Here is a 24,878-nt window from a genome sequence, read left to right as displayed (position 1 = left end):
GTACAAGAACACACCCCTCCCCCCTCTCAAGAGGGGAACCGCACACAGCCAACGCTTTGTTTGATTCTGATTTCAATGTTATATCATTTAGTTTAGTTATTAACTATTGTACCGGGAAACCTGCTTTGGTTAAACTGTCAAGCGCGCCAATGTTATAGCTTAAATGATAGCCCAATGTTTGTAGCGAATCGGCTGCTCGGCCACTCCGGTTACCAGAATGACAATACAGGTATACTTGTTTGCTTTTATCCAGCTTCTTGATCTGATCGGCAAAATCAGCCGATCTGATATTAATATTTGCCGCGTATTTCAGATGCTTCTGGTTGTACTCTTCGGGCGTACGCACATCTACCAGGTATGCTTTACCTTGCGCTACATCATCAAGCAGTTTTTTTTCAATCGCCGGTGTTACCGTGATTTTACCTGAGTGAGTCTGTACGTAAGCTGTTTGCTGTGCCCGTAAAGCGGTGCTTGCAAAAAAAAGCAGCAGGGTGATGATGGTGAACTTTTTCATATATATTTTTTCATGTTATCAATTAAAAAGGATGTCACGCTGAGCTCCATCGAAACATGGTGGGCAGGCCTCTGCGCACGCCTTTTCGACAAGCTCAGGGTGACAGTCCTTTTTGAGGGTAATAGCCCATAAAAAGACATCTGATTCCAGAATCGACTCACCCGGTCTACGCTTCGCTGGACCACCCTCTCTTCGCCTACGGCGGAAAGAGGGTGGAAAAAAAGCTTCCCACGCCCCTCTTTCCAGCGAAGCTGAAGAGAGGGGCGACAAGCGTAGCGATGTCGCGGTGAGTCGGCTATGCGATTTACCTTTAAGTTTGATACCTGCCTTTTCATGAACCATTACTATTTGCTTGGTCCTACTGCCAGCCCGGGTTTTGTGTAAGCTTGCCATTACTGTTATCAATTTCCTGCTGCGGTATCGGGAACAGGTAAAATTTGCCCCCTACCCCTTTAGTCACATTAGTTTTGCCCACTTTAAGCAAGCTGGCTTCCAGTATACCATTGCCGTTGGCATCACGCTCGCGGATCAGATCGAACCAGCGCTGGTACTCGAACACAAATTCCAGGCGACGCTCCAGGTAAACCGCGTCACGGAACTGTGCCTGTGTAAGGCCCGAAAGATCATCCAGTCCGGCACGCTTACGCACCCTGTTAACCGAAGCATACGCTTTTGTTGTTGGTCCATTGAGCTCATTTTCGGCCTCAGCATGGATCAGCAATACTTCCGAAAACCGGATGATAGGCACATTGGCACCCGACTCGGCCTCGTTGGCAACCACATTGGGATCATAATACTTATTAAAAAACGGTGTAGAATCACCCGGAATGCTGTTATCATTCAGCTTGCCATACCAAAGATTAGTGCTCGGGCTCTGGAAACGGGTAACAAAACTTACACGTTTTCTTTTATCATTGGCAGGATACAATTTATAAATGCTGAAGAATTTGTCTGTCCCACTTGGTTTAGTGGCGTCAGGCACTGAATAAAACACAACCTGGTCGGCATAGCTGCTTACCATACCCGGTATTGCGTTGAGGATCGATCGTGGCGCCTGGTTGTTCCCCTGTCCCTGCGAATTGGCTTTGAATTGGGCCGAGAAGATATGTTCTTTCCCATTTTTAGAGGCCGGCAAAAACACATCCGCATAATTGGTGAACAGATCATACCCGTATGGACCATTGATCACAGCTTCGGCCTGGGTTACCGCTTTGGCCCATTGACGTTCGGTCAGGTAAACTTTGGCTAGTAACGCATTAGCTGCACCAGCCGTTGCCCTGCCAACATCCGCACCGGTATAGGCGTTTGGCAGATCAGTCGCGGCAGCCGTCAGGTCGGTTTCTATTTGTTTGTAAACCGTCGCGGCAGCTGTTCTGGGAACTTGCAGATCTGACAAATTAATAGAAGTTTGATCATGCAGCACCAGCGGCACATCGCCATATAAACGTACCAGGTTAAAGTAAAACAAGGCACGTAAAAATTTAGCCTCGGCCACCAGTCTTTTATTCAGGGTGGCGTCAAACTGGATGTGCGGTATGGTATCAATAGCAATGTTGGCTTTTTTGATAGCCGCGTAATGCTGCTGCCAGATCTGCAGGATACGTAAACCTGATGATGAATGTCCCAGCACCGCCTGTGAACGCACATCTGCATTGGTAGCGCCCGGACCGGGTCCTTCGTCATCGGCCATAAAGTTCATACCTGTATTGAACAGGGTGTTGTATGGTGTTTGTATGGAGTTGGAACCCGCGTTTAACAGCGAGTAAGCAGCCGTAACCGCGGCTACCGCGTCGGCTTGTGTTTTATAGAACTGGCTTGCCGGAATAAAAGATCGCGGATCTTCATTCAGTTTGGCGCAAGAGGTAGCGCCAAAAGCAAACAGTATAATGAGATATTTAATGTTATGGAGTTTCATGTTTGGTCATATTATAAGGTGATACCTAACCCGGCAACAATGGATTTACTGTTGGGATAAGCCCCGTTATCCACGCCTGATGTAATGGCCGACTGTTCATTGCTGCTTACCTCCGGATCATACCCGGTATACTTGGTCCAGGTGGCCAGATTTTGCGCGGTTATGTAGATCCTGATCTTTTTAATAGGCGATTTGGATACCACCGATGTTGGGATGGTATAGCCCAAACTCAGGCTTTTTAAGCGCAGATACGATCCGTTTTCGATAAACCTGTCGGAAATGGTTGGTGCGGGATCCTGGAAAGCGCTATGTACATCAGTATTGGTATTGGTTGGTGTCCAGCGGTTCAACAATGTGGCGCTAGCATTGGTATAGCCCGTGCCCAGTTCCAGCACGTTGCGTTGCTGATTGTAGATCTTGTTACCATACGAACCTTGCAGGAAGACACTCAGATCGATACCTTTATAGGAGAACGTATTGGTAAGGCCGCCTGTAAACTTAGGCTGCGCGTTGCCCAGGATCACCCTATCAGCTGATTGCGTGATCTTGCCATCTCCATTGATATCGACATAAGCTTGTCCGCCCGGCGAAATATTGGCAGCCGGGGTAAGCGCCGGGCTGCCCGCCTGGATCAGTCCGTTGGTTTTATACCCGATAAATGAACCAATAGGCTGACCTACTTTTAAGATGGAAGGCAGGGACGAATCCGGGATAAACTGGTTTACTCCATTGCCACCCAGGCTCAACACTTTATTACGGTTCACCGCGAATACCAGGCTGGTGTTCCACACAAATGAACCGATCAGGTTATGCGAGTTCAGGCTCAGCTCAAAACCTTTATTTTGTACCGAACCCACGTTTTCATACTGCTGCGGATTGGTGATGGCGGTATTGGTAATAATGGTAAGTCCGCTGGTAGCCGGTAAGGGCAGGTACAGCAGTAGGTTGGTTGTTTTTTTGTAGTAGATATCGGCGGTAAGTGTGATCCTGTCTTTCAGCAAACCCAGGTCGAAGCCAAAATCATATTGGGTTGTTTTTTCCCAGGTAAGGTTGGGATTGGCCAAACTGTTAGGGGCAAAGCCGGCCACGGTGGTGTTACCAAAGTTATAGCGGTAATAACCCAACTGGGAGTACGACTGATATGCCGGGATATCGCTGTTACCGGTTTGCCCGGCGCTCAGCCTGAATTTAAGCTGACTGATCTGCTCCACATTTTTCAGGAAATTTTCGCTCGAAGCATTCCAGGCGATAGCTGCTGAGGGGAATGACGCCCACTGATGTCCTGGTGCAAATTTGGATGAACCATCGGCACGCAAGGTCAGCGTTAACAGGTATTTGCTGTCGAAGCCATAATTAACACGGGCCAGGTATGATTTTAATGCCCAGGTGTTGGTTGATGACGACGGCGCGATAGCAAAACCACCAGCCGAAATGGATGTAATACTGCCCGAGCCCAGGTTGTTATATGTATCGTAATCGCTTACGAAACCCGATGAACCGGTAATGGCGCCCTCGGCTTTAAATTTTTGTTGGGTAAAACCTGCCAGTACATTCAGATTACTCCTGCCCAGTTTCTTGGTATAGGTCAGCGTGTTTTCATTCAGCCAGTTAAAGGAATTCAGCGTACCTACTTCGCCAATACCCGAATAGCCCTGGCCTTCATAAACGGTGGACGGTAAATAACGGTTTTGTTTGTTGTCGATCAGGTCGACGCCTGCCAAAACACGGGCGGTCAGATCTGGTGTGATCTTATAATCACCGGAGATATTACCCAAAACCCTGCTGGTAGTAGTGGTATTGGTTTGATTATACAGCGTATTGATGGGGTTACCATAACTACCCTCAAATATATTTTTCATGAAGAAGCTTCCATCCGGGTTATATATCGGGGTGGTTGGCGTCATCAGTAATATCGCCGGTACAACACCGGCCGGCGCCACCTGCGCGCTGATACGGCTGCCGGTGATATAGGATGATATTTTGAACCTGTCGTTATAATCATGCTCTACATTTACACGACCGGCAAAACGTTCAAAATTGGTATTTTGCAGTATCCCATCCTGTTTCATGTAATTGCCCGAGAAAGCAAGGCGGGTACGGTCTGTGCCCGAAAGGATAGACAAGTTATGATTTTGTGTATTCCCTTCCCTAAAGGCTGCATTTTGCCAATCGGTATTTACGTTAAATGGATTCAACTGGGCTGCGGTTTGCGGGGTTTTACCTGAGTTAACCAGCGCGTCGTTACGCAAGGCGCCCCATTGATCGGAGTTAAGCAAGGGCAGGGTTTTGATCACATTTTGCCAGCCATAGCTGCCATCGTAATTGATAGATGACACACCTGATTTACCTTTTTTTGTGGTGATGATAATTACACCATTAGCGCCCCGTGTTCCGTAAATGGCCGTAGCCGAAGCATCTTTCAGCACTTCAATATTTTCAATATCAGAGGTACTTAGCGAAGCCAGCGGATTGATCTTAGGACCATTGGTCACGCCGGCATCCGTCAGCGAGTTACTGTTAGAGGTAGGAAAACCATCGATAATATACAATGGTTCGGCTACCGCGTTTATAGAGTTCACACCGCGGATCTGCACACTAACACCTGCACCGGGCTGCCCGGTGGCCTGGGTTACCTGTATACCCGATATGGTGCCCTGCAGGGCCCTGTCTAAGGAGGGAATGGGCTGTTTGAGCGCCAGTTGCGGCACCGATGCTACGGAACCTGTAATGTCTTTACGTTTTTGTGATCCGTAGCCAACAACCACTACCTGGTTCAGCTGGCTTTGCGCGTCTTTCATCAATATCTCTACAGGGCTCCCGTTGGCGATGTATGATTGTGTTTCGTAACCTATAAAGGTGACAATAAGCTTGTATGGAAACTTCTGACCGGTAACAAAACTAAATTTTCCTTCTACATCTGTAGATACTACGTGCGTTGTGCCTTCAATACGTACTACCGCGCCGGGCAATGGTTCTTTGGTGGAACCATCCAACACCCGGCCCACCAGTTTTGAATTGATAATGGGTTGTGTTTGCTGGGCAAAAACAATAACGGGAAGCAATAAAGCTAAAAGCGGAATAAATAAAAGTTTTTTCATATCGCCTGGTAGTTTAAGTTGGTGAATAAACCGGACGATATGGAGGCTTTTAGTACGAGCCTGCTACCTTTATAGCGGTAGTAAAAATGGACGGCCGTTGCCGTGACCAGGTGAACAAGCCGGGCCTGTGGCAATAGAAAGCCCTGCCCAACTTTTGCAATATTTTGCATAAATTTGAATAGTTTAAAATGACACCATTGAAACAGGCTCAACGCCAATCGATCCCTGTTTCGTTGTTTTAATTCTGGAGGGGAAAAGCGATCGCTTTTCCCTTATTTATAGAGCCGGTTTTGTTATTATTTTTTCATATTGATCGTTTGTTTGTTCTTACTGTTGTATTAATTCCCCTCTTTAACTATTCCAAGAGAGGCTGTCACCCTGAGCTCCGTCGAAGGGTAGAGCGCAAGGCCCACCCACCATGCTTCGACGGGGCTCAGCATGACACCTCCTGCAGAGGTATCTCTTATCTAATTCTTCACGCACTTCGCTGTCCGAAGTCTCTGACTTCGGACGACTATGCCTGTAGTTTAAAACTACAGCTGGCTGGTCTAATATTTTCTTGTAGTCTGAAGACTACAGGCATAATGGTTCGAAGTCTCAGACTTCGAACAACGCGATGTGTTTTATGCGTTCATATTTCGCTTGTACAAACACACCCCTCCACCCCTCTCAAGAGGGGATTCGCACCAGCCTTCGTTTTATTCACTATTTAATTTCCAGCTACCGCGAGATTAGCATGCGCAACACGAAAATTAGACGCCTATCGACTCACCCCGACATCGCTGCACTTGTCACCCCTCTCTCCGCTTCGCGCATAGAGGGGCTTTACTTTTTTACCCTCTTTGCGGCAAAGCCGCAGAGAGGGTGGTCCAGCGAAGCGTAGACCGGGTGAGTCGCCTGTGCACCATACTATCTTTAGTTCTTCACGCATCTGAAACCCAGATGTTCCATACCGCTGTCTTCGGTGGTTTTCATTCTCCGGGATACCCTGAAGCCTGAGCAATAGCTGTCGTTACACAAAAACGAACCGCCTCTTACCACCCGCTTTATTGCGTAAGGCTCATCCGGGTCATATGATTTTGATGGCCCTTTAGGGTTTTTAACACCTTCGGGCTTGTTGATGGTGCTGTAATACCGGTAATCATACAAGTCGGCACACCATTCCCAAACATTCCCGGCCACATCGTACAAACCATAGCCGTTTGGAGCGAATGAGCTTACCGGCGCGGTATAATAAAATTGGTCGCGCTGGGTGTTCCGGTAAGGGAAGTCCCCCTCCCATATATTCGCCTTTGGCTTGCCGTCGGTTACTTTTTCATTTCCCCAGGGATATATATTATCCTTCAACCCTCCCCTGGCGGCATGTTCCCATTCTGCTTCGGTTGGCAAACGTTTACCGGCCCATTTGCAAAAGGCTATCGCGTCATCGTACGATACCTGTGTTACCGGGTAAGTCCCTTTTCCTTTGATATCACTTCCCGGCCCATGCGGATGTTTCCAGCTTGCACCTTTTTTCCAGGTCCACCACTGGCTGTAATCGCTTAGCGATACCGGTTGTTTTGAGGGTACAAACACCAGTGAGGCAGCTACCAGCAAACTATCAGCCGGCTTTTCGGTTCCCGGAGGCAATTGTTTTTTGAGCACATTCCAATCAGGTTTTTGTTCGGCTGTGGTTATATAACCGGTGGCCTCTACAAACTTTTCAAACTGCGCGTTGGTTACTTCGGTACGATCCATCCAAAAGCCATCAACAGTAACCTGGTGTTTCGGATACTCATCCTTTTCGGCCTGGCTGTTATCCGCGCCCATCCTGAAAGTACCCGCCGGGATCCAAACCATACCGCTATGACTGGTATCTGGCCCTGCCATCACCGCCGCTCCCGCTAAAGGAGTTGGCTTAAACCTGCTGGGAATGTTCGACTCGCAGCATACCGCCTTTTTTTTACTTGACGCTACACTGTCGACTTTAACCTCAGTTTTAGCTTTTTCCTTTTGTTTGCAGGCCGGAAAAAACAACAGGCCAGCAATCATCATCAACAATACCGGGGAAGTTCTTTTAAGATTCATATTTTTAAAGTCAAGGTTCGAGGTTCGGGTTGTGTGGTTCGGGACTTAACTTCCCGAGCGCCGATCCAGGCAACACGCCTCCCGCACCCCTTACGCTTTTACCGGCTGTAAGTTATATGTTTCTTCAGAAATTTCCTGCTCCACACTTTCTTGTTTTTCTGCACGATACAGTTGGTGCTCCTGCAAAGGCACATCTTCCCTCACCATTTGGCCATCGGCAGCCAGCTCGCTTCCCGGTACTTTCGATTTAAAAATAGGCCATAACAGCTGGGCGTACCATTGGTCGCCTTCATAGTGTGATATGCCATAGGCTTTAGGATACTGACGCGAAATATGCGCCGTACCGAAGATCACATCCCACAAAAAAAACATGTTGCCAAAGTTGCCTTTATAATAGCCTACGCCGTCATCTGTTGTTGCAGCGTGGTGCGCATGGTGCGTTGCCGGGGTAGATATGGTACGCTCCAATACCCAGGCCAGCGGATGCAGTACTTTATACTGATAAAAAGGTTTATCCCATGGGATGCTGGAATGCGCGAGCGTTGTAATAGTGCCTTTAATACCCTTTACCACAATAGCAGGGATACCCAGGCCCAGGTAAACCAACGCGGTAGTTAAATAAGTTTGCGAAAAAAACAAAGTATAGATCACATTTTGCCTGCTGGCCATTGCCATACCCATGTACGATGCCGAGTGGTGCGTACGGTGAAAACGCCACAACCATGGCACTTCATGATGCAGGCGGTGATACCAGTACTGGGTGAGGTCATCAGCCACGGCAATGATGATAAAGCCCCAGAAAAATGGCACCCAGTCAAACGCGTTTTTAAAGCCCGGCAGTATGGATGGTAAAACTTTCAACCCATAATAGGCTATTACCGGTTTAACAATCAGTTTGGGGATGGTAAAGCAAGCAATATCCACCCAACGTTCGTTTTTTGTCCAGCGTTTTTTATACAGGCCAAACGAAAATTCAAGCACTCCGAGTACCAGCACCAGAACAGAAAAACCATATCCGTTCAAGTTATCAATTACTTTTTTTATCAGTTCAATCATGGTATTTATGTTTAAGGATTTTCAGATTTAGTTTTTGAGGCGGGCTGTGCTGTCTTTTGCACCTGCTTTTTCTTTTCCCATGGGCGCTGCCCGGTAAAGTAAAATGTGGCAAACATGAGCACCAAAGGCAGTGCATAAAGCAGCAGGCTCAGGAATGCGTTTTTAATGATGCGCGTTTTTTTTGCTTCTTCCAGTTTCATGGTGCGGTTGATTTAGTTGGTGTTGTGGATGCCGGGGAAGACTTAGGATTATCAGAAAGCAGTTTTTGCGTGAGCCATAAACCGCCAAAAATGATCACAAAGGGAATCAGGGTGATGATCACCCCTACCAGTATCTTTTTTCCCAGCAAGGAAACGTCGTTGAGGGTCATAATAGTAGTATTTTTTATATATGGTAATTAAAAAGCAGGTATAAAAGAGCAAACCCAGCTGTACACAGATGGTCATGCCGTATATAAATTGAATAAGAATAATTTGTAGAAATCAGATCAGTACCGGCAGGTAACGATCACAGAGAAAGATGGATCCTCTAACGCCAGGATCAACAGCAACAACAAAAACGACGGAAAATAGCAGTTTGCATTTGATAAGCAGCAAAGCCGGGATTGGTGGTTGGGTCGGGTTGCATTTTCTGGAGCTTTTTAAAACTGTTTTACGTTGTATTTTTTTTATCTCTCCGGCAAATGTATATAATTGTTTTTATAATTACTACTACTTCTATAGAATTTATGTACAAAGTATACATTTTTATGAAATTCGTAGTGTTTTTGGCTTAAAATGATGGAAAAACAGGATTGAAAGCGTTTAAAGCCGTTAAAATTAAGTATTTGTAAATGAGAATGGTGAGGGATGGGTGAATAGAACAGCGGCGAAGACTCACCCCGGCATCGCTTTGCTTGCCGACCCTCTCTCCGCCTGTGGCGGAAAGAGGGTCAGGAAAACTTTTAATAACAAATCAAAACCATGTCATTGGAGCGCAGCGTAGCAATCTTCTCGCATGTTGAATAGGAATGGAATAGCTACGAGATTGCTTCGTCGTTCCTCCTCGCAATGACATATTTTAGTGTTTTCTCCCCCGTCAGCAGAACAGCTTCGGGCGAAAGCGGGCAGAACAATGGTGGCCTGTGCGGCTGCAAGGGCATTAGCAAACCTTGCCAAAGTTGGGATTTGAGCGAACGAAGTGGGGGTAAGGTTTAGCAGCCGTGGTTCTGTCTGCTTTGCGGGATAAAGGCCCTGTGCGCAAAGAAGCATTTCTGGTGACAGCCTTTTTGGTTACTTTTGTGGCGACAAAAGTGACTGGCCCTCCCGCGGCCAAGAGCGGGTATTCGCCCTGTACAGTTTAAAGATTGCTTCGTACCTCGCAATGACGTAGTTTTTGACTACGGTATCAACCCTACCACCGTATTAATGATCAAATTAAAAACATCGCTTTTAAACTGGTCAACAGCAACTTCTGCCAAACCGGCTTGTTTCAGGGCTATCATTTTTATTTCATCGGCCTGGCCTAATACCAGGTCGCTAAAGTCATCTTTACTGATATCGCCTTTGGCTAACTGTTTTGTCCAGGTTTTCAGGTCGTCCTTCAGATCGTTCAGGATCGCCTGTCCATCGGCGGTTGCCTCGGTGATGAATTCCTTTAAACTGTTTCCAGCCAGGTCTGCTATACCCTGCTTGAGCGTAGCCAATACGTTTTTAAAATTTATTGCCATGATTCAATTTATTGGGTTACCTGTGCGGGTTTTATCTTTTTACTTTCCAGTTCGGCTATCTGGTTAAAGGAGTTACTGATCTGTTTCTTTTTATCTACAATGTAAGCCGCGTTGCATTTCCCATCTTTTTTCCATTTTACCAGGAACCCGCCAAATAAATGGCCTTGTGGATCGTTCAGGAGCGTCCACATTTGTGTGGTGATCTCATTATGCGGACGGTGTTTATCGTATTCGATGGCTTTATCGATGTTCAGCTGAAGCGTTTTTACTTCGCTTTCATGAGCTGTATAATTTTCGGTAGCTTTATCCATCAAATCAAGGGCATCTACTTTCAGGGAAGTTACTTGTGTGTAAGCGGCTTGATCGAAGGTTGAAATGGTTGGGCTGCAGCCCAAAAGCAAGCAAAGCGGTAGTAATAGCGCGAGGTAAAAGCGTGTGATCTTCATAGGTAGGTAATGTTTAAGTAAAAGTAAAAAGAGTTTTCGATATAATTAATAAAATCCATGAGTATTTCGCCCGATTCTGCGGCCGTATTTGGTTACCACCGCTATATGATCGCCCTGCACGGCAACCGTGGTCCCGCGGCCTTGGGCTGGCGCGATACCGAAAGCCAGATCATCCGTTTTGATGCCCTGGCTCCTATGGCCAATCTTAATGGCCATTCCCTGCTGGATGCAGGTTGCGGACATGGGGATCTTCGCTCCTACTTGCACAACTTATATCCCGATATTGTTTATTATGGCATGGAGCAGATCCCCGAATTGCTTGACGAAGCCACACGCCGATACCAGGACTGGGAAGCAACCGCGTTTATCCGGGGCGATTTTATGACCGACGATATGCCTGTTGCCGATTATGTGATGGCCAGCGGATCGCTCAACTATTATAACGCAGATCCCGATTTCATTTTTAAGGCCATTACCCGTTTGTATGAACATTGCAGAAAAGGCTTTGCCTTTAACCTGCTAAGCCATATTATTCCCAATGGTTTGTTAGCAGCCTATAATCCTGATGTGATCATGGAGCATTGCCGGCAGTTATGCCCGCAGGTAGTTTTAAAAAACGATTATAGTAATGAAGATTTCACAGTTTTTATGTACCGATAGATTGCCACCAAGCCGACCAATAATTTTCGGTATATTTGTACATACACCGGCCCGGTTTTTCTGATCAAAGGAAAACCGGGCCGTTTTGTTAAAGGATAAAAAAGTACAAAAACCGACCGTTTGTATGTTTTATTTGATATCAATTATTTAATACTTTTTAAACCTTTCAAAACCCTTCAAAAATTTGTTAAAAAGTGTTAAAATGGCGTTAAAGTTTAGTTAAAACGCATAAAAACGAAGTCTTTTCACGCTGTTTCTGGCTAAAAATTGTTAAAATTTAAGGTTTAAAAAGTTTTTGAAAGCAAGCCTGGCCTCAAATATGTTCTTTAATTTTTATTCGATCATTAAACATGTTAATATTACATTTGACGGTGTTGGATAAAACCAACAACCTATAATCTTAAAAAAATGAAACAAGGATTGCTTATTGATATGGATGGTGTAATATACAGCGGAGAAGAGCTGATATATGGTGCCGATAAATTTATTAACCACCTGCTGGCCAAGGGTATCCCCTTTGCCTTTATGACCAACAACAGCCAGCGAACCAGCCTTGAGGTGGTACGCAAACTGAAAAGACTGGGTATAACCGTTGAAGCTAAACACATATATACCAGCGCTATGGCTACCGGCAAATTCCTTGGCGACCAAAGTCCTAATGGTACCGCCTATGTATTAGGCGAAGGTGGCTTGCTCACCAGCCTGCACGAAAACGGTATTACCCTGGTTGATACCGACCCTGAATTTGTGGTTTTGGGCGAGGGCCGCAACTTTACCCTGGAAATGGTTCAGCGCGCGGTAGATATGATACTGGCAGGTGCCAAATTCATCACCACCAACCGTGATCCCTCGCCCAAAAAACCGGGGTGGAATAACCTTGGCATAGCGGCCACTACCGCCATGATCGAAGAAGCTACCGGTCGTAAGGCATTTGTAACCGGTAAACCAAGCCCGGTAATGATGCGGTCGGCCCGCAAGTTCCTGGGGCTTGAAACCGCCGAAACTACTGTAGTTGGTGATACTATGGAAACGGATATACAAGGCGGCGTACAAATGGGTTACAAAACCATCCTGGTACTATCCGGGATATCATCCAAAGATCAGTTGAGCCACTATGCTTTTAAACCCGACCTGATAGTGGGTTCGGTTGATAAGATCGAGTTCCCGCTGAAATGGTGGTCATAAAAAGAGGCTGTATCTCAAATTAAATTGACCACCCATAGTGTTATGTCAATTATGAATTGAAATTAAGCAGATAAAAAGCATGTAACCCACTTTTGGTTAATTGAGTTACTAAAAACTGTACATCAATTCGTGATTGAGTATCCGGATAGATCATATAAAAAAGAGGCTGATCATGATTTATGATACAGCCTCTTACACAAATGAAGCGACTTAACTATTTGAGCTTGGTAGCTTTATCGCCTTCAATGTCTGTAATTACCGAGCTATTGGATAATGGTAAACTGGTGGTACTCCTGCTAACTGTCCATCGACCTATCACCGGGTTATATTCGCCGCCCAGCTGGTCAAAACTTCCCGATACCGGGAGCGTGCAAGCGGCAGTATTGGTACCTTGTCTGTTAAATGGCTGATCGGCCTGGGTTACCGGGTTCTTGACATCATAAAAATCGTTATTGGTAATACGGTAACCAACGTTGGCATTAGCATCATATAAGCTGCCACCCGTTCCATAAAATATAACATCCACAGGTTTGCTCGCCGCTGTAATATTGGTACCCGCAAACACGGCTATACCCGCAGCATTACCACTATTAGCCAATAAATTGGATGTTTTGGTACCAAATGCTGATGACGGATCGCTGTTAAAATTAGGGCTATTGGCTGTGGAATAATTAAATGCCCCTATCCAGTTTGATGAACTCATACTGGTTGATGCCGAGCCATCTATTTTTTGCCCGGTTCCGCCAACATAAAAATAGGTGCCTTTTTTTACCGTACCGGATTTAAGCTCCAGTTTGTAAGTTCTCAGATCGCCAGTTGCCCAGCCATTAACCGGGTAGCCGGAAGGCGTTGACGCACCTGCATTATTTGTAGTCACAATGGTAAAATTCTCTGTCGAGAAATCAATGTCGCGCGTTGCCAAAAGCTGTATATACTCATAATTGGCGTCAGTACCGGCTGGGTCTGTTAAAAAACCGCTGATCACCATAGGTGCAATATCGGTTGCTATAACAAATGCATCATCAATGGTACGCATACGTAGCTGTGGTATCACGATATTATTACTATCAGCACCAAATGCTATCGCGGAGAAATTAGCGCTTAATGGTAAGTTTTTATCTGCAAATGAGGCCGCAGCCTCGGTATGTAAAGTTACTTTGCCATTGCCATCGCTTATAATTTTGTCGCCGGCATAGGTATCTGTCGACGTAGGCAAAGGGTCAAAGCCGGCCTTAGAAACGGTAACCAGGGTACTTTCATAATTATCCTGATTGGCCCGCAAAGTATTGGTTGTTACTTTTTGACTGGCTATAGCATTATTGGAAGAAATTTTAGTAACGGCATTTGCCTGGATACCAGTTATCTGCAAAGTACCATTAAGCCTTTTCAAAACTCCGCCGGCAATATCAATCACCACCGAATCGCCGGGGCTATAACCGGCAGCCGCGGCGCCAAGGGGTATAGCTATACCCCGTAGTTTTGCACGACGGTTGTTTTGAACAACCAGCAAACCGGCAGGCATGTTACCACCCGATTGATCAGAAATCACAATACCGGTCATCTGGTGCGCGCCAAACATATTTTTGGTATTGAGGGTAATGTCTGCCCCTTTATATATGGTTCTGATGTCGGCTACTGCTATAACAGATGCCAGCTCGCCACCAGGGTAATTATTCGCCTTGGTACAACTCTGTATCATGGCAGCTGAGTAAAGCAATAATAAAGTGTAAAAAAGTATCTTTTTCATTGTCAATTTATATCGTGATAAATCAGTCATTTAAAATAATTAAGGCTTTTGCCACCAAACTTGTGTATTCAGCAGGTCGGGACCTTGAGCGGCTACAGCTGCTTTATAATTTGTTGGATTAGCCGATTGCACATAAACCGGATACACTATACGGGCCGGCATTACGCCGCCATTTAGCAAACCTGCTCCCTTTGGCAATACCGGGTGACCAGTGCGGCGATATTCAAACCATTGCTCAAAATCGGTCCAGAATAGGGTATAATACTTTTGAACATGTATCATCTCCATCTTATCATCAAGAGGTAAAGAATCATCCCAGGTTATATCCGCAGTAGCTTCATAATCAGCTACGGGAGTAGTAAAAGTAGGCAGCCAAAAAGTAATGGCATTGATAACACCGTTATCATAATAAGTTTTTGCGGGTGTAGATATCCAGCCTTTGGCAGCCGCTTCGGCAAGTATAAACTGCAGCTCGGCATAATTCATGATATTACCTATCAAAGGTTCGGTCATTAGTGTTTTTACCGTTGCGGTTGTACTGGTTGAGATAAAGTAAGATTTTTTTACAGGCGCATTACCCGGGGCATAACCGCTTGGTACGCCAACATATCCGCCGCCATAAGTAGCTATACTCCAACTAAGCTTAAACAAGCGGGGATCGGCCCATTTGGTTAAATTATCAATAAAGAATGAGCATAAAGATGGGGCAGTGAAGTCCTGCGCCCGTACACCGGCAATAAATGGTGAGGTTAAGTAACCAGAGCCAGTCCATTTTAAAACTGCCGATTCCGAATTGTTGGCCATGATAGGATATGTACCCGGATTGTTGTCAACGATATCTTTAATTTTCGCGATGCAATCAGCAGAAACCTCTGCTTTACCCGAGATACGGAGTAATAACCTCAGATATAATGAATTGCCAAATTTTCGCCACAGTGTGGTGTTTCCATTGAAAACAGGGTCGCTGGATGCTGCTACATTGACAGCCCCGTTGAGCAATTTGTTTGCGTCTTCCAGTTGTTTAAATATACCCTGGTATATATCTTTCTGCTTGTCAAAGGCAGGCGTTAAATTTCCTTCTTTTCCCTGAATTGACTGTGAATACGGAACATCGCCATAGGTATCGGTAAGCATGGAATAGATCCAGGCCTGGCAAATGAGCGATATACCCTGATACCCTTTATCCAATGTAAGTGAGTCGCTGGCTATAGTTTGGATAGCCTTAAAGTTGGTTAATTGCAGATACCAATTATTCCAGGTGTAATCGCCCCAGGTGTTTTTGATGTCATACCTAAAAACCTGTCCTTCCGAATCACTCTGATTCACAGTAACCTGCATCAGTTCGTTATTATAGGTACGACAACGCAGCATATTGGCAGTTAAAACACTAACCAACGCCGGTGCCAGTAATTGTTTTGGTGATGCCGTGGGCGAGGTGTTAGGATCGGTATTAATTTTTTCAAAATCCTTTTTGCACGATGGCAGTATAATAGCAAACAGCATTACAACACCAATAATTTTATAAATATTTGTTTTCATCGTTTAGCAAATTAAAGTGAGATAACAAGATTAACACCCATTGTTCTGGTTGAGGGAAACTGGCCAATTTCAAAACCCTGCGTAATATCAGAGCCGCTAAGCGTTCCAAATTCCGGATCAAAGCCTGGCCATTTTGTCCAGATGAACAGATCTCGGCCATACACCCCTATCGTGGCGCGTTGTATACCCAGTCTGGAAGAAAGCCTGGCAGGTAAAGTATAATCGAACCTGGCCTCTCTAAGCTTGATGAAATTAGTGCTATACGTAGCTCCTTCAGCATTATTGGCTCCAAAATTTGATTGGTAGTACTGATCGATATCCAATGCTACAACATCGTTTTTACGATAAGTTCCGTCTGCGTTTTGTACCACTCCGTTTCCAATGATGCCATTGTACCGTCCCGGTAAAGTATTGGTTGTTTTGCCTTGTTCGGCCAGTTTATATGAGGTGAGGGAGTATGCTACAGCGCCATATTGTGCATCGAATAAAATGCTAAAATGGAACTGTTTATACTTGAAATCATTGTTCAAACCCATTTTCCATTTGGGGGAGGTATTACCAAGATATACCAGATCGGGTGAAATAAGGGCAACACCTGTTTTGGCATCAAAAACAACCTGGCCATCAGGTGAGCGCTGATAACCTCTGCCATACAGATCGCCCATACTGCCGCCCACCTTGGCTACCAGCTGACCACCACCGGTTGGGCCCGACTGCAATACAACCGCACTATCTGCCAGCTCTTTTATTTTATTACGATTGGCAGAGAATGTCAAATTAGTTATCCACGTAAATCCTTTAGGGTTTGATACCGGACTCCCGTTTACAGCCAGCTCTATACCCCTGTTAGCAACCTTACCGATGTTAAGAACCTGTTTGCTATAGCCAGATGAAGCATCAACAACCCGGTTAAGGATCTGATTTTTGGTTACGCCTGAATACAATGCCAGGTCGAAACCCAGACGGTTTTTAAAAAACTGCATGTTCGATCCAATTTCAACAGTGTTGGTTCTTAATGGTTCCAGGTTTTCATCCGGCAATGTTGTCGGGTTTTTTACGCCACCCGGGTATGTACTGCCTGCTGAAGGATAAGTATATGCTGTGGTATATGCTATAAGCCCCCCGCTGCCAACGCTTGAAACCGATGCTCTGAACTTGGCAAAACTGATGGCTTCGGGCAGCTTAACAGCATCAGACAAAATAAAGCTGGCACTTGCCGAAGAGTAGAAAAACCCAGCCTTATCGCTTCTTCTGGGTGTTGCCAAAACGCTGTTCCAGTCTTCACGGCCGGTAAGATCCAGGTACAGATAGTTTTTAAAACTGGTTGATAACAGACCATAAAAACTGTTTAGCGCGTATTTGCTGCTATTGGGTATGGTTATCAATGTACCGGCACTATTAGCCATGGTGTACACACCCGGATTGATCAGTGAATCCGCCCTTACCTCATCTACCCTATAAGTATTTTTGAGCATACTGCCACCCGCAGTACCGGTTAGGGTAACATCTTTGTTTATCTTTTTATTATACCGTAACAGGAAATCGCCGCTCACCTCCTGCGAATAAATATTCTGGGTGCGATAAGAGCCTTTTGGAAACTTTGTTCCGGCATCATAAGGGCGCTCCTGGGCACGCTGCTCATAGCTCATATCAAGCGAGGTCCTCAACTGCAGGCTAAGCTCGTTGGTAATGTTGTAAGTAGCCTGCACGTTCCCGGTTACCGCGTTTCGGCTGGATCTGTTTATAAACTCATAGGAAACCGCATAAGGGTTTTCGGGAAATGAGCTGAACGGATACTCGATCGCACGGTTGGTTTGTCCGTTTTTCCAATAGTTTTTAAGCCAGTTCAAATCGGCACTGGGTTGCCAGAAAATGTACCAGTACATGAGCGATTGATTACCATAACCTGCACCAGGTAAATTATCACTGAATTTGTTCTGATAGTTTACTTTGGAGTTTATGGTTAGTTTGTCATTGATTTTGGAGTTTACAGATAATGCTACCGTATTTCGTCCATAACCGGTATTGGGCACTATCCATTTGTTGTCTACATTCGTTACCGAAAACCGGGCGGTGGTTTTATCGGTTCCCCCATCAATGCTTACAGAATTGGTAAAGGTTTGGCCCGTATCAAAAAAGTCGCGTGTCTGATTTTTATACGGTACCCAGGGCGTTCTGACGGTTGATTGTTTTTGGGTTATAGGATCAAACTGGTAGAACATTTGCCCGTCAAACCGCGGGCCGTAAGCCGAACTTGTTCCACTGGTACTTGCACCATCCGGACCCGCGCCATAGGAATAATAAGATGCACCGGCAAGGCCCTGCCCGTATTCATACTGAAGATCGGGCCAGCGATTTATTTTTTCTATAGAAGCGTTGGAATTAATGGTAATACCTAAGCCCTTTTTCTTGGCACTTCCGGATTTAGTGGTAATAATAACCGCCCCATTTGCACCACGCTGACCATATAAAGCTGCAGCACCCGGCCCCTTTAGTACAGACACGCTTTCGATATCTTCCGGATTAAGGTCATTAATACTGCTGCCATAATCAGCCGGCATGTTGTCACTTCCCGTGCCATAAACCGTTTCGCCGGAGATCCCTGTACGCCGCCCGCTTCCGTTGTTGATCACCACGCCGTCAACTACAATCAGGGCTTCGTTATCACCGGTAAGGTTATTTTCGCCACGTAATATGATCTTATTTGATCCTGTAGGGCCCGAATTTGACCTAACCAGATTCAAACCGGCTACCTTACCCGAAAGCGCATCGCTCCAGTTACTGGAAATCGCATCAGTAAGCTGTTGCCCTTTCACAACTGTGGCAGCATAACCAAGCGCTTTTTCATCACGTTTAATACCCAGGGCAGTAACTACCACCTCATTTAAAGTAGCATTTGATTTACCCAAATTAATAGTTATCCCTGTGGTAGCTTTATTAAAAGTCTGGCTCTGCGTTTCAAAACCAACGGTCGAAAAATTTAATGAACCCCCATTGGTAATCAGTACCGAAAACTTACCATCATTATTAGTAAAAGTTAGTAGTTTTTTATTTTCGTCGTTTACACTAACGCCTGCAAGTGGTAATTTATCTTCAGTAGATATCACAGTACCACTTACAATAATCATATCCAGCTTTTTGATTACCAGGTTACCGTCGATATTCTTAATACCGATGCCAGCCTGTTGCTGCAATACTTGTGCGAGCCTATCAAACGGCAAACTTTCATCGGGCAACGTAACCATGCTACTCATACTTACATTGGCATCAAAAGAAACTTTATAGCCATATTTAGCTTTGAGCGTATTGATAATAGATTGTACGCTGATGCGCCTCTTTTCAAAATTATACTGGCCGGATGGACCTACCTGTGCTTGTACAGTTACTGAGAAAAGTAACAGGAGCAAAAATGAGTACAGCTTTTTCCGGACAAAAAATGAGCGTTTTGGTTGTTTCATGTTTAATCAGAATATTATAATAGTGTGAGGGTTTTTATATCGATAATTGAGGCCGGTAGCGTAGCTTAAGCCCGGTAAAAGATTATTAATACCGGTATCTTTCATTTCGCCGCTGAAACGGGCTCGTTTACGGGCTGATGGCTGTACTTCGATTTTTACATTATACCAGCGCTGTAATTTCTCGGCTATCTCATCGGCATTGTTATTATTAAAAAACAGGGTTTGATTTTGCAGGGACGAAGCATCATGAGTATTTACTTTCGTAATGATCACTTGCTGGCTATTTAATTGATAAATAAGCTGCTGACCGGCCTTTAAATAATTGGTTTTACTATTGGCGGTTACACCTACCAGGCCAGTGGCTACCTTAACCTCGATATTTGATTTGGGACGCGAATAAACATTAAAAGATGTACCCAATACGGTTACCGCTAAATGGTTTAGTGTATGAATAATGAAAGGTTTCTGTGGATCGTGCTTGACCTCGAAAAAAGCTTCTCCGGTTAACTGGATCTCGCGTTTATTGATACCAAATGTGTTTGTATAACTGATCTTCGAATCAGGCGCCATAAACACCTGCGTACCATCGGGCAAAGTAAGTCGGCCTCCTATATTTTGTGCGCTTTGCAGCGTTTGCAGATTATTACCTACCTGTTTGGCCTTCTGTACATAAAACCAGCCTAAAAAGCAAAACAACAATAAACTGGCAGCGATCCCTGAGTACCAATATGGCCTTTGACTGGCTTTTTTATTGCCTGGTTTTGATAGCTCAAAAATCCTATCGAGCAGATGCAGCCATTGTTCGTCAATATCAATTTGCCTTAAAGGTTGCTCCAGTTGCTGTTTTCTGCGTTCCAGGTAAGTAAGCAGATATCGATATTCGGTTTGTTCATCAGCCCAGTTTACAACTTCCTGAGCTTCGCCGGGTCGGCATTCACCATTTACATAATTTAGTATTGTTTCCCAGTTCACGCTTTTTAATTTTATTTAAAGAGCATTAGGAACTCAGTTTCCACCTAAAGAAATAATTACGAGTTTGTTAACTTTTTGTTAAATACGATAAAACACCAAAGAGCCGGACTTGATCCGGCTCTTTGGTGTTTTAATATTCATTACGGGCTATTTTATTATACCAGTAATTAAATCATGTGGCTGTTTGCGGTAAGTATCATGCTAATCAACATTAGTCCGCCGGCAATAGTGGCTTTGTCAAAATTTCCATTATGAACAGCGTGCCCAAGCTGTTCAATAGCTTCGCGCATATTGTACTCTACTTTTTTCTCGGTAATGTCAAGCACCAGGGCTATTTCGGCATTTTTAAGGCCAAGTAACCTTAGTTCGATCATTTCCTTACGATGTGACGGCAGTTTATTGATCAGTTCTTCAACTATTTTGATAGATTGTTTGGCAACAAATTTTTCAAAAGGGTTGTAGGTATTCTCGGGAATATTAAAAGCATCATCGGGCAATTGTGATGTTTGATAGCGCGATGACAAGGCCTTTAGAGTACCATTTTTTGCCGCGCGGAATAAATATGGTTTCAGCTCATTAATTTGCAACTTATCCTTTTGCTGCCATAAATTGAGAAACAGGTCGGAAAGGATATCCTTTGCCAGTTCCTCATCATTGATCATGGCTTTTACATAACTGAACAAGGGATTGTAATTTTCCCTAAATATGCGTTCAAATCCATCCAATGTATGTAATAGGGGCATATTTACTGTTTCCATCATCGGATTGCAAATTAAACCCGGGCATGTTTATATAACAAAACATCCATGTTAAATTTATATTAACAACAACTTTTCAAATTAAAAAGACCTGTAATCTATGATAACATAAACTACAGGTCTTTCTTATTTTTACTAATGTAAACCCCAAAAATGATGGTTTACAATTTTGTACCCCCGGTTAAATTATATTCTGAAATTTAAAGAAAAATATGGATACCACCCTTCATTAGAGTGCCCGGCAAGCAACTGTACAATAGTTAAGCCGGCTGGCGAAAAGTATAAACCACCGCCAACACCCTGGTGCCAGGTAGTTGAATGTTCATCTTTTATCCAAACCCGGCCCGCGTCATAAAACCCGGTTAAGCCCAACTCACCCGGTAAAATATAACTGGCTATCTTAGCCACCTTTACCCTACCCTGAAGATTGTTAAATACCATTTGCTGACCGGCAAACCTGTTTTGAAGAAAACCAAGCAAATTCCCCTGTCCACCCAGGAACAGGGATTGATAAAATGCGGGATCGCCTATGGTTACACCACCGCCGACACGATCTGATAATACTATAGTACCCTTTGAATTTAATTTCTGGTAATAGGTAAACTCCGGCTTAATCTGCATATATGATTTGGAGTAATTGTTAAGCCCGGTATAACCCTGAACAACTACGTTGAAATAAAAGCCAGCGGATGGTAATATATAATTGTTACGGCGGTTGCTCACATAATTTAAAATCAATCCGACATGCGCTTTGTCCTTAATTAAAGTAGTACTATCATAAGAATTGATATGGGTGGATGGCAGGGTAATAAACTTTCCGGCATTATCCCCGGGGTTCATATGATAGAATTGTAATGACGGACCTGCACTAAATGTACTTCCTTTACCTGTATGCCAGCGCAAAGCAGGGTCTAATTGATAGGTATCGAAACGGGCACGATAAAACCGGCGATACCCTGGAAATTTGGTAAGCTTGGTTTCATTACCACGCCCAAAAAAGTTCATCGTATTATCCGGTGCCTGGATGTAAGCCTGCATTGTAAAATCGGCTTTACCTATAGCCTGGATCCATTCCCCGTTATACTTGATCCTGAACGCGTCCGTAGCAAACGAATGGGTGATCATTACCTGTTGTATAGTAGAATAAGGTAATTTCCGAAACCCATCTACACCTTTATACTTAAAACCTAATCCTAATAAGAAACCATCATCGGCATTAATAGCGGCTGTTGCCAGGGGCATCCAAACATTGTAAAGGTTAGTAGGGACAAACCGGTTGTTCAGCGTATCGGCAGACAAGTGCTTACTAACCCGGTTTACACTACCCGTAAAACTGGTACTGTCTTTTGGCCCATAAACTTTTACACTATTGTTGGTTTGTTTTACATCGAAAGTTTTGTCATCAACGCTATCAATAATACGTAGTTTAATTGGCGACGAAGCATTATTGATCAATATATGATCATTACCTGCGGCAGTGTACAACCTTAATTCTTTGGTTATATCCGGCTGATAAATCATATCCCATATTTTATTTTTAGCCTCACCTTTTTTGTTAAGGCTTTCTACTGTTACATGCATAGCCTTGTTGGGTGCATCGCTAATGGTGATTTGTTCGTCCTTATCGGTGGTGTGCAGGTCAACTATCCTGTTTATAAAACGATAGTATTCGGCCATGGCAGCTGGTATATCGTCCCTGCGTTTTTGCAGTATGGATAATAGTTCCCGGTGTCGAAAATCATACGTTTCTTTAGGTAACCGTTTTAAGCCGGCTTCTAAAACCTCGTCCGTTTCGGCTTTAACAAATTCATTAGCGATACGCATCCAATCATCATAACTTATCTGGGCATCCGGAAATTGCTTCATAAACCTTGTTTTAAACAAGGAATATTTCACCCCGGAGAGATCACCCTTAAAATTTCCTAACAAAGGATCGATCCAGGGAAGCGCGGCTATAGATGGAAATAAGCCCTGGTTAACATGGAATACCTGGTCACGGTCGCGAGGTACAGCTACATAATGTCTTGCTTTATCATCTTTAGTTACTGCCCAACGCCATTGGTCTTCGTGCCTATCCCAATCGCCTATTAATAAATCAAGCATACGTGCTCGTAAAAACGCCTCGCCATCAAGCCGGTTACCATAGTTTTTAGTTAGCTCACGCTGCATCTTAAAGGTATTGTCAGATTCGCCTATAGGTTCGCGTTCTTCCAGTAAGCATACCATATTGGTGAATATTTTACTATACTCGCCCAAGGCCGGATCATCCGCAACCACACCAATAACCGGGTTAGCATGAGGTACTTTCGCAGCAGCAGCCAACGGAGGAACGATAAGGGCTGAATACGGATGTTGAGCACTAAACTCATCAGCTACCCAATCAACGGCAAATGTACCTTGTAAACCCTCCGGTAATAACTTATCAGGTACTTTTTCAACGCTCCTTAATACCCACTCCCTGCCAGTTTTATCTTCCAGGCGTAATGATTTTGACTGCATGCCGCCGCCTTGTTTTATAGTTGTTAAACCTCCGTTAACCTGCGACAACCTGATCACCGGTAGTTTAACAGACATGGCCCATTCTTTACGAAAGTTCGTACCAAATAACCAGCGATGTACGCCTGTCACATCATTATAAGAAGGGTGAATTTTGACTATAGTACTATCCGGAAACTTTTGCCAGGCAGACGGTGCTATTTCCTGAGCCTGCACGGGTATTACAAACGCTAAACAAACAAGTAGAGAAGGTATTTTTTTTATCATGGGTTAATTTTTGTACTTGAAATATTTAGCTAAGAATTAAATTAATGAAATTACTTATATAGCTGATAAAACAATTTACTTATATAGACAAACCTATTAAGTGAAGCATCTATGAATAATATCTACGACGAATTTAGCTTAAATTAAACTTAATTAAAAATCACAAACGGCAAAAGCATAGTCCTCTTTAAATGAGCGAACTGGTAAAATATATTATTTATTTGTGGTTTTTACATCTATATAAAAACAAAAGCCCTGTAAATAACTTGATTTACAGGGCTTCAGAATCGATCTTTTAACCTGAGAAAGATTATTCTGTTCTTTTGATATACTGTTTGTTGCCACTTGGAGATAAAGTATACTTACCGCCTCTTGGGCCTAAATATATAGTTCTGCCTTTATCATCTTTACCAATAGCTTTATCCTCAGATTTATTTGCGGCTTCGGTAACAGTTTTTGTTGCTTTTGCTTTTTTAGTACTAACTGCTGCAGTTACATCATCTTTAGCATCTTTTGCCTTTGCAGTAGCCTTTTCTGCTTTATCATCAGCTTTTGTTTTAGCATCTTTTGCTGCTGCTACTTTATCATCAGCTTTTGACTTTGCGTCTTTTGCTTTTGCAGTGGCTTTATCCGCTTTATCTTCAGCCTTGGCTTTAGTCTCTTTTGCAGTTGCTACTTTATCGTCGGCTTTGGATTTAGCATCTTTTGCTTTGGCAGCTTCCTTTTCGGCTTTAGCATCGGCCTTGGCTTTTGCCTTTGCAGCAGCTTTATCGGCTTTGTCGTCGGCTGTTGCTTTTGCTTTATCGGCTGCTTTTTCTGTTTTATCGGCAGCTTTCTTTTTAGCTTTTTTTACAGCAGCGTCAGTTGTTTGTGCAAACGTATTGGCACTTACTAATAATACTGAGAATAATAATACAAATAATTTTTTCATGTTAAAATAATTTAGTTGTAACGAAATAATTGAAATTTGGTTTAGATGTTTAACAGTTTCG

At 44.0% G+C, this 24,878-nt stretch carries 19 protein-coding genes; 2 read left to right on the top strand and 17 right to left on the bottom strand.

Features of this window, described 5'->3' with window-relative positions:
• Window positions 1-103: 103 nt before the first annotated feature.
• The 10 genes from AB6735_RS07170 to AB6735_RS07125 all read right to left on the bottom strand — a co-directional run bounded on the left by AB6735_RS07170 (window position 104) and on the right by AB6735_RS07125 (window position 10,804).
• Window positions 104-514 carry a rhodanese-like domain-containing protein gene (locus AB6735_RS07170; protein WP_370995190.1) on the bottom strand — a complete coding sequence of 137 codons (411 nt, stop codon included), beginning with the start codon at window positions 512-514 and terminating at the stop codon, window positions 104-106.
• 358 nt (window positions 515-872) lie between these two features.
• On the bottom strand, window positions 873-2,429 hold the full coding sequence (locus AB6735_RS07165) for a RagB/SusD family nutrient uptake outer membrane protein (protein ID WP_370995189.1): 1,557 nt from the start codon (window positions 2,427-2,429) through the stop codon (window positions 873-875).
• An 11-nt stretch (window positions 2,430-2,440) separates the two neighbouring features.
• Window positions 2,441-5,527 carry a SusC/RagA family TonB-linked outer membrane protein gene (locus AB6735_RS07160; protein WP_370995188.1) on the bottom strand — a complete coding sequence of 1,029 codons (3,087 nt, stop codon included), beginning with the start codon at window positions 5,525-5,527 and terminating at the stop codon, window positions 2,441-2,443.
• Entirely contained in the window at window positions 5,524-5,697 is a 174-nt protein-coding gene (locus AB6735_RS07155) for a hypothetical protein (protein WP_370995186.1), read from the bottom strand. The genes AB6735_RS07160 and AB6735_RS07155 overlap by 4 nt, the downstream gene beginning before the upstream one ends.
• Window positions 5,698-6,442: 745 nt before the next feature.
• Window positions 6,443-7,594, bottom strand: a complete 1,152-nt coding sequence (locus tag AB6735_RS07150; RefSeq protein ID WP_370995184.1) for a formylglycine-generating enzyme family protein — start codon at window positions 7,592-7,594, stop codon at window positions 6,443-6,445.
• 90 nt (window positions 7,595-7,684) lie between these two features.
• Window positions 7,685-8,650 carry a sterol desaturase family protein gene (locus tag AB6735_RS07145; protein WP_370995183.1) on the bottom strand — a complete coding sequence of 322 codons (966 nt, stop codon included), beginning with the start codon at window positions 8,648-8,650 and terminating at the stop codon, window positions 7,685-7,687.
• Window positions 8,651-8,661: 11 nt separating this feature from the next.
• Entirely contained in the window at window positions 8,662-8,850 is a 189-nt protein-coding gene (locus AB6735_RS07140) for a hypothetical protein (protein ID WP_370995182.1), read from the bottom strand.
• Window positions 8,847-9,020 carry a hypothetical protein gene (locus AB6735_RS07135; protein WP_370995180.1) on the bottom strand — a complete coding sequence of 58 codons (174 nt, stop codon included), beginning with the start codon at window positions 9,018-9,020 and terminating at the stop codon, window positions 8,847-8,849. The genes AB6735_RS07140 and AB6735_RS07135 overlap by 4 nt, the downstream gene beginning before the upstream one ends.
• 1,008 nt (window positions 9,021-10,028) lie before the next feature.
• Window positions 10,029-10,358 carry a hypothetical protein gene (locus AB6735_RS07130; RefSeq protein ID WP_370995179.1) on the bottom strand — a complete coding sequence of 110 codons (330 nt, stop codon included), beginning with the start codon at window positions 10,356-10,358 and terminating at the stop codon, window positions 10,029-10,031.
• A gap of 8 nt (window positions 10,359-10,366) precedes the next feature.
• Complete coding sequence (locus tag AB6735_RS07125; RefSeq protein WP_370995178.1) at window positions 10,367-10,804, bottom strand: hypothetical protein; 438 nt, start codon at window positions 10,802-10,804, stop codon at window positions 10,367-10,369.
• Window positions 10,805-10,861: 57 nt separating this feature from the next.
• On the opposite strand from AB6735_RS07125, the gene AB6735_RS07120 reads away from it, so the two are divergent.
• Entirely contained in the window at window positions 10,862-11,464 is a 603-nt protein-coding gene (locus AB6735_RS07120) for a class I SAM-dependent methyltransferase (RefSeq protein ID WP_370995177.1), read from the top strand.
• A 408-nt stretch (window positions 11,465-11,872) separates the two neighbouring features.
• Window positions 11,873-12,649, top strand: coding sequence for an HAD-IIA family hydrolase (locus AB6735_RS07115; protein ID WP_370995176.1), 777 nt, complete (start codon window positions 11,873-11,875; stop codon window positions 12,647-12,649).
• A 214-nt stretch (window positions 12,650-12,863) separates the two neighbouring features.
• Here the strand turns inward: AB6735_RS07115 and AB6735_RS07110 are convergent, their stop codons facing one another.
• From AB6735_RS07110 to AB6735_RS07080, 7 genes are all read right to left on the bottom strand, one after another.
• Window positions 12,864-14,396: a DUF5689 domain-containing protein gene (locus tag AB6735_RS07110; protein WP_370995175.1), complete on the bottom strand. Its 1,533-nt coding sequence runs from the start codon at window positions 14,394-14,396 to the stop codon at window positions 12,864-12,866.
• 39 nt (window positions 14,397-14,435) lie between these two features.
• A complete protein-coding gene (locus tag AB6735_RS07105) occupies window positions 14,436-15,935 on the bottom strand; it encodes a SusD/RagB family nutrient-binding outer membrane lipoprotein (RefSeq protein ID WP_370995174.1) in 1,500 nt (499 codons plus the stop codon).
• An 11-nt stretch (window positions 15,936-15,946) separates the two neighbouring features.
• Window positions 15,947-19,393 carry a SusC/RagA family TonB-linked outer membrane protein gene (locus AB6735_RS07100; RefSeq protein ID WP_370995173.1) on the bottom strand — a complete coding sequence of 1,149 codons (3,447 nt, stop codon included), beginning with the start codon at window positions 19,391-19,393 and terminating at the stop codon, window positions 15,947-15,949.
• A gap of 6 nt (window positions 19,394-19,399) precedes the next feature.
• On the bottom strand, window positions 19,400-20,365 hold the full coding sequence (locus AB6735_RS07095) for a FecR family protein (RefSeq protein WP_370995172.1): 966 nt from the start codon (window positions 20,363-20,365) through the stop codon (window positions 19,400-19,402).
• A 167-nt stretch (window positions 20,366-20,532) separates the two neighbouring features.
• The gene (locus AB6735_RS07090; protein ID WP_370995171.1) at window positions 20,533-21,126 is read right to left on the bottom strand and encodes an RNA polymerase sigma factor; all 594 of its coding nucleotides are present in this window, start codon (window positions 21,124-21,126) and stop codon (window positions 20,533-20,535) included.
• A gap of 183 nt (window positions 21,127-21,309) precedes the next feature.
• The gene (locus AB6735_RS07085) at window positions 21,310-23,886 is read right to left on the bottom strand and encodes a BamA/TamA family outer membrane protein (protein WP_370995170.1); all 2,577 of its coding nucleotides are present in this window, start codon (window positions 23,884-23,886) and stop codon (window positions 21,310-21,312) included.
• 310 nt (window positions 23,887-24,196) lie between these two features.
• Window positions 24,197-24,817, bottom strand: a complete 621-nt coding sequence (locus AB6735_RS07080; protein WP_370995169.1) for a hypothetical protein — start codon at window positions 24,815-24,817, stop codon at window positions 24,197-24,199.
• Window positions 24,818-24,878 lie beyond the last annotated feature (61 nt).

It is taken from the genome of Mucilaginibacter sp. RCC_168, from assembly GCF_041355315.1.
Taxonomy (GTDB): domain Bacteria; phylum Bacteroidota; class Bacteroidia; order Sphingobacteriales; family Sphingobacteriaceae; genus Mucilaginibacter.
This window is presented reverse-complemented; position numbering and strand designations above follow the sequence as displayed.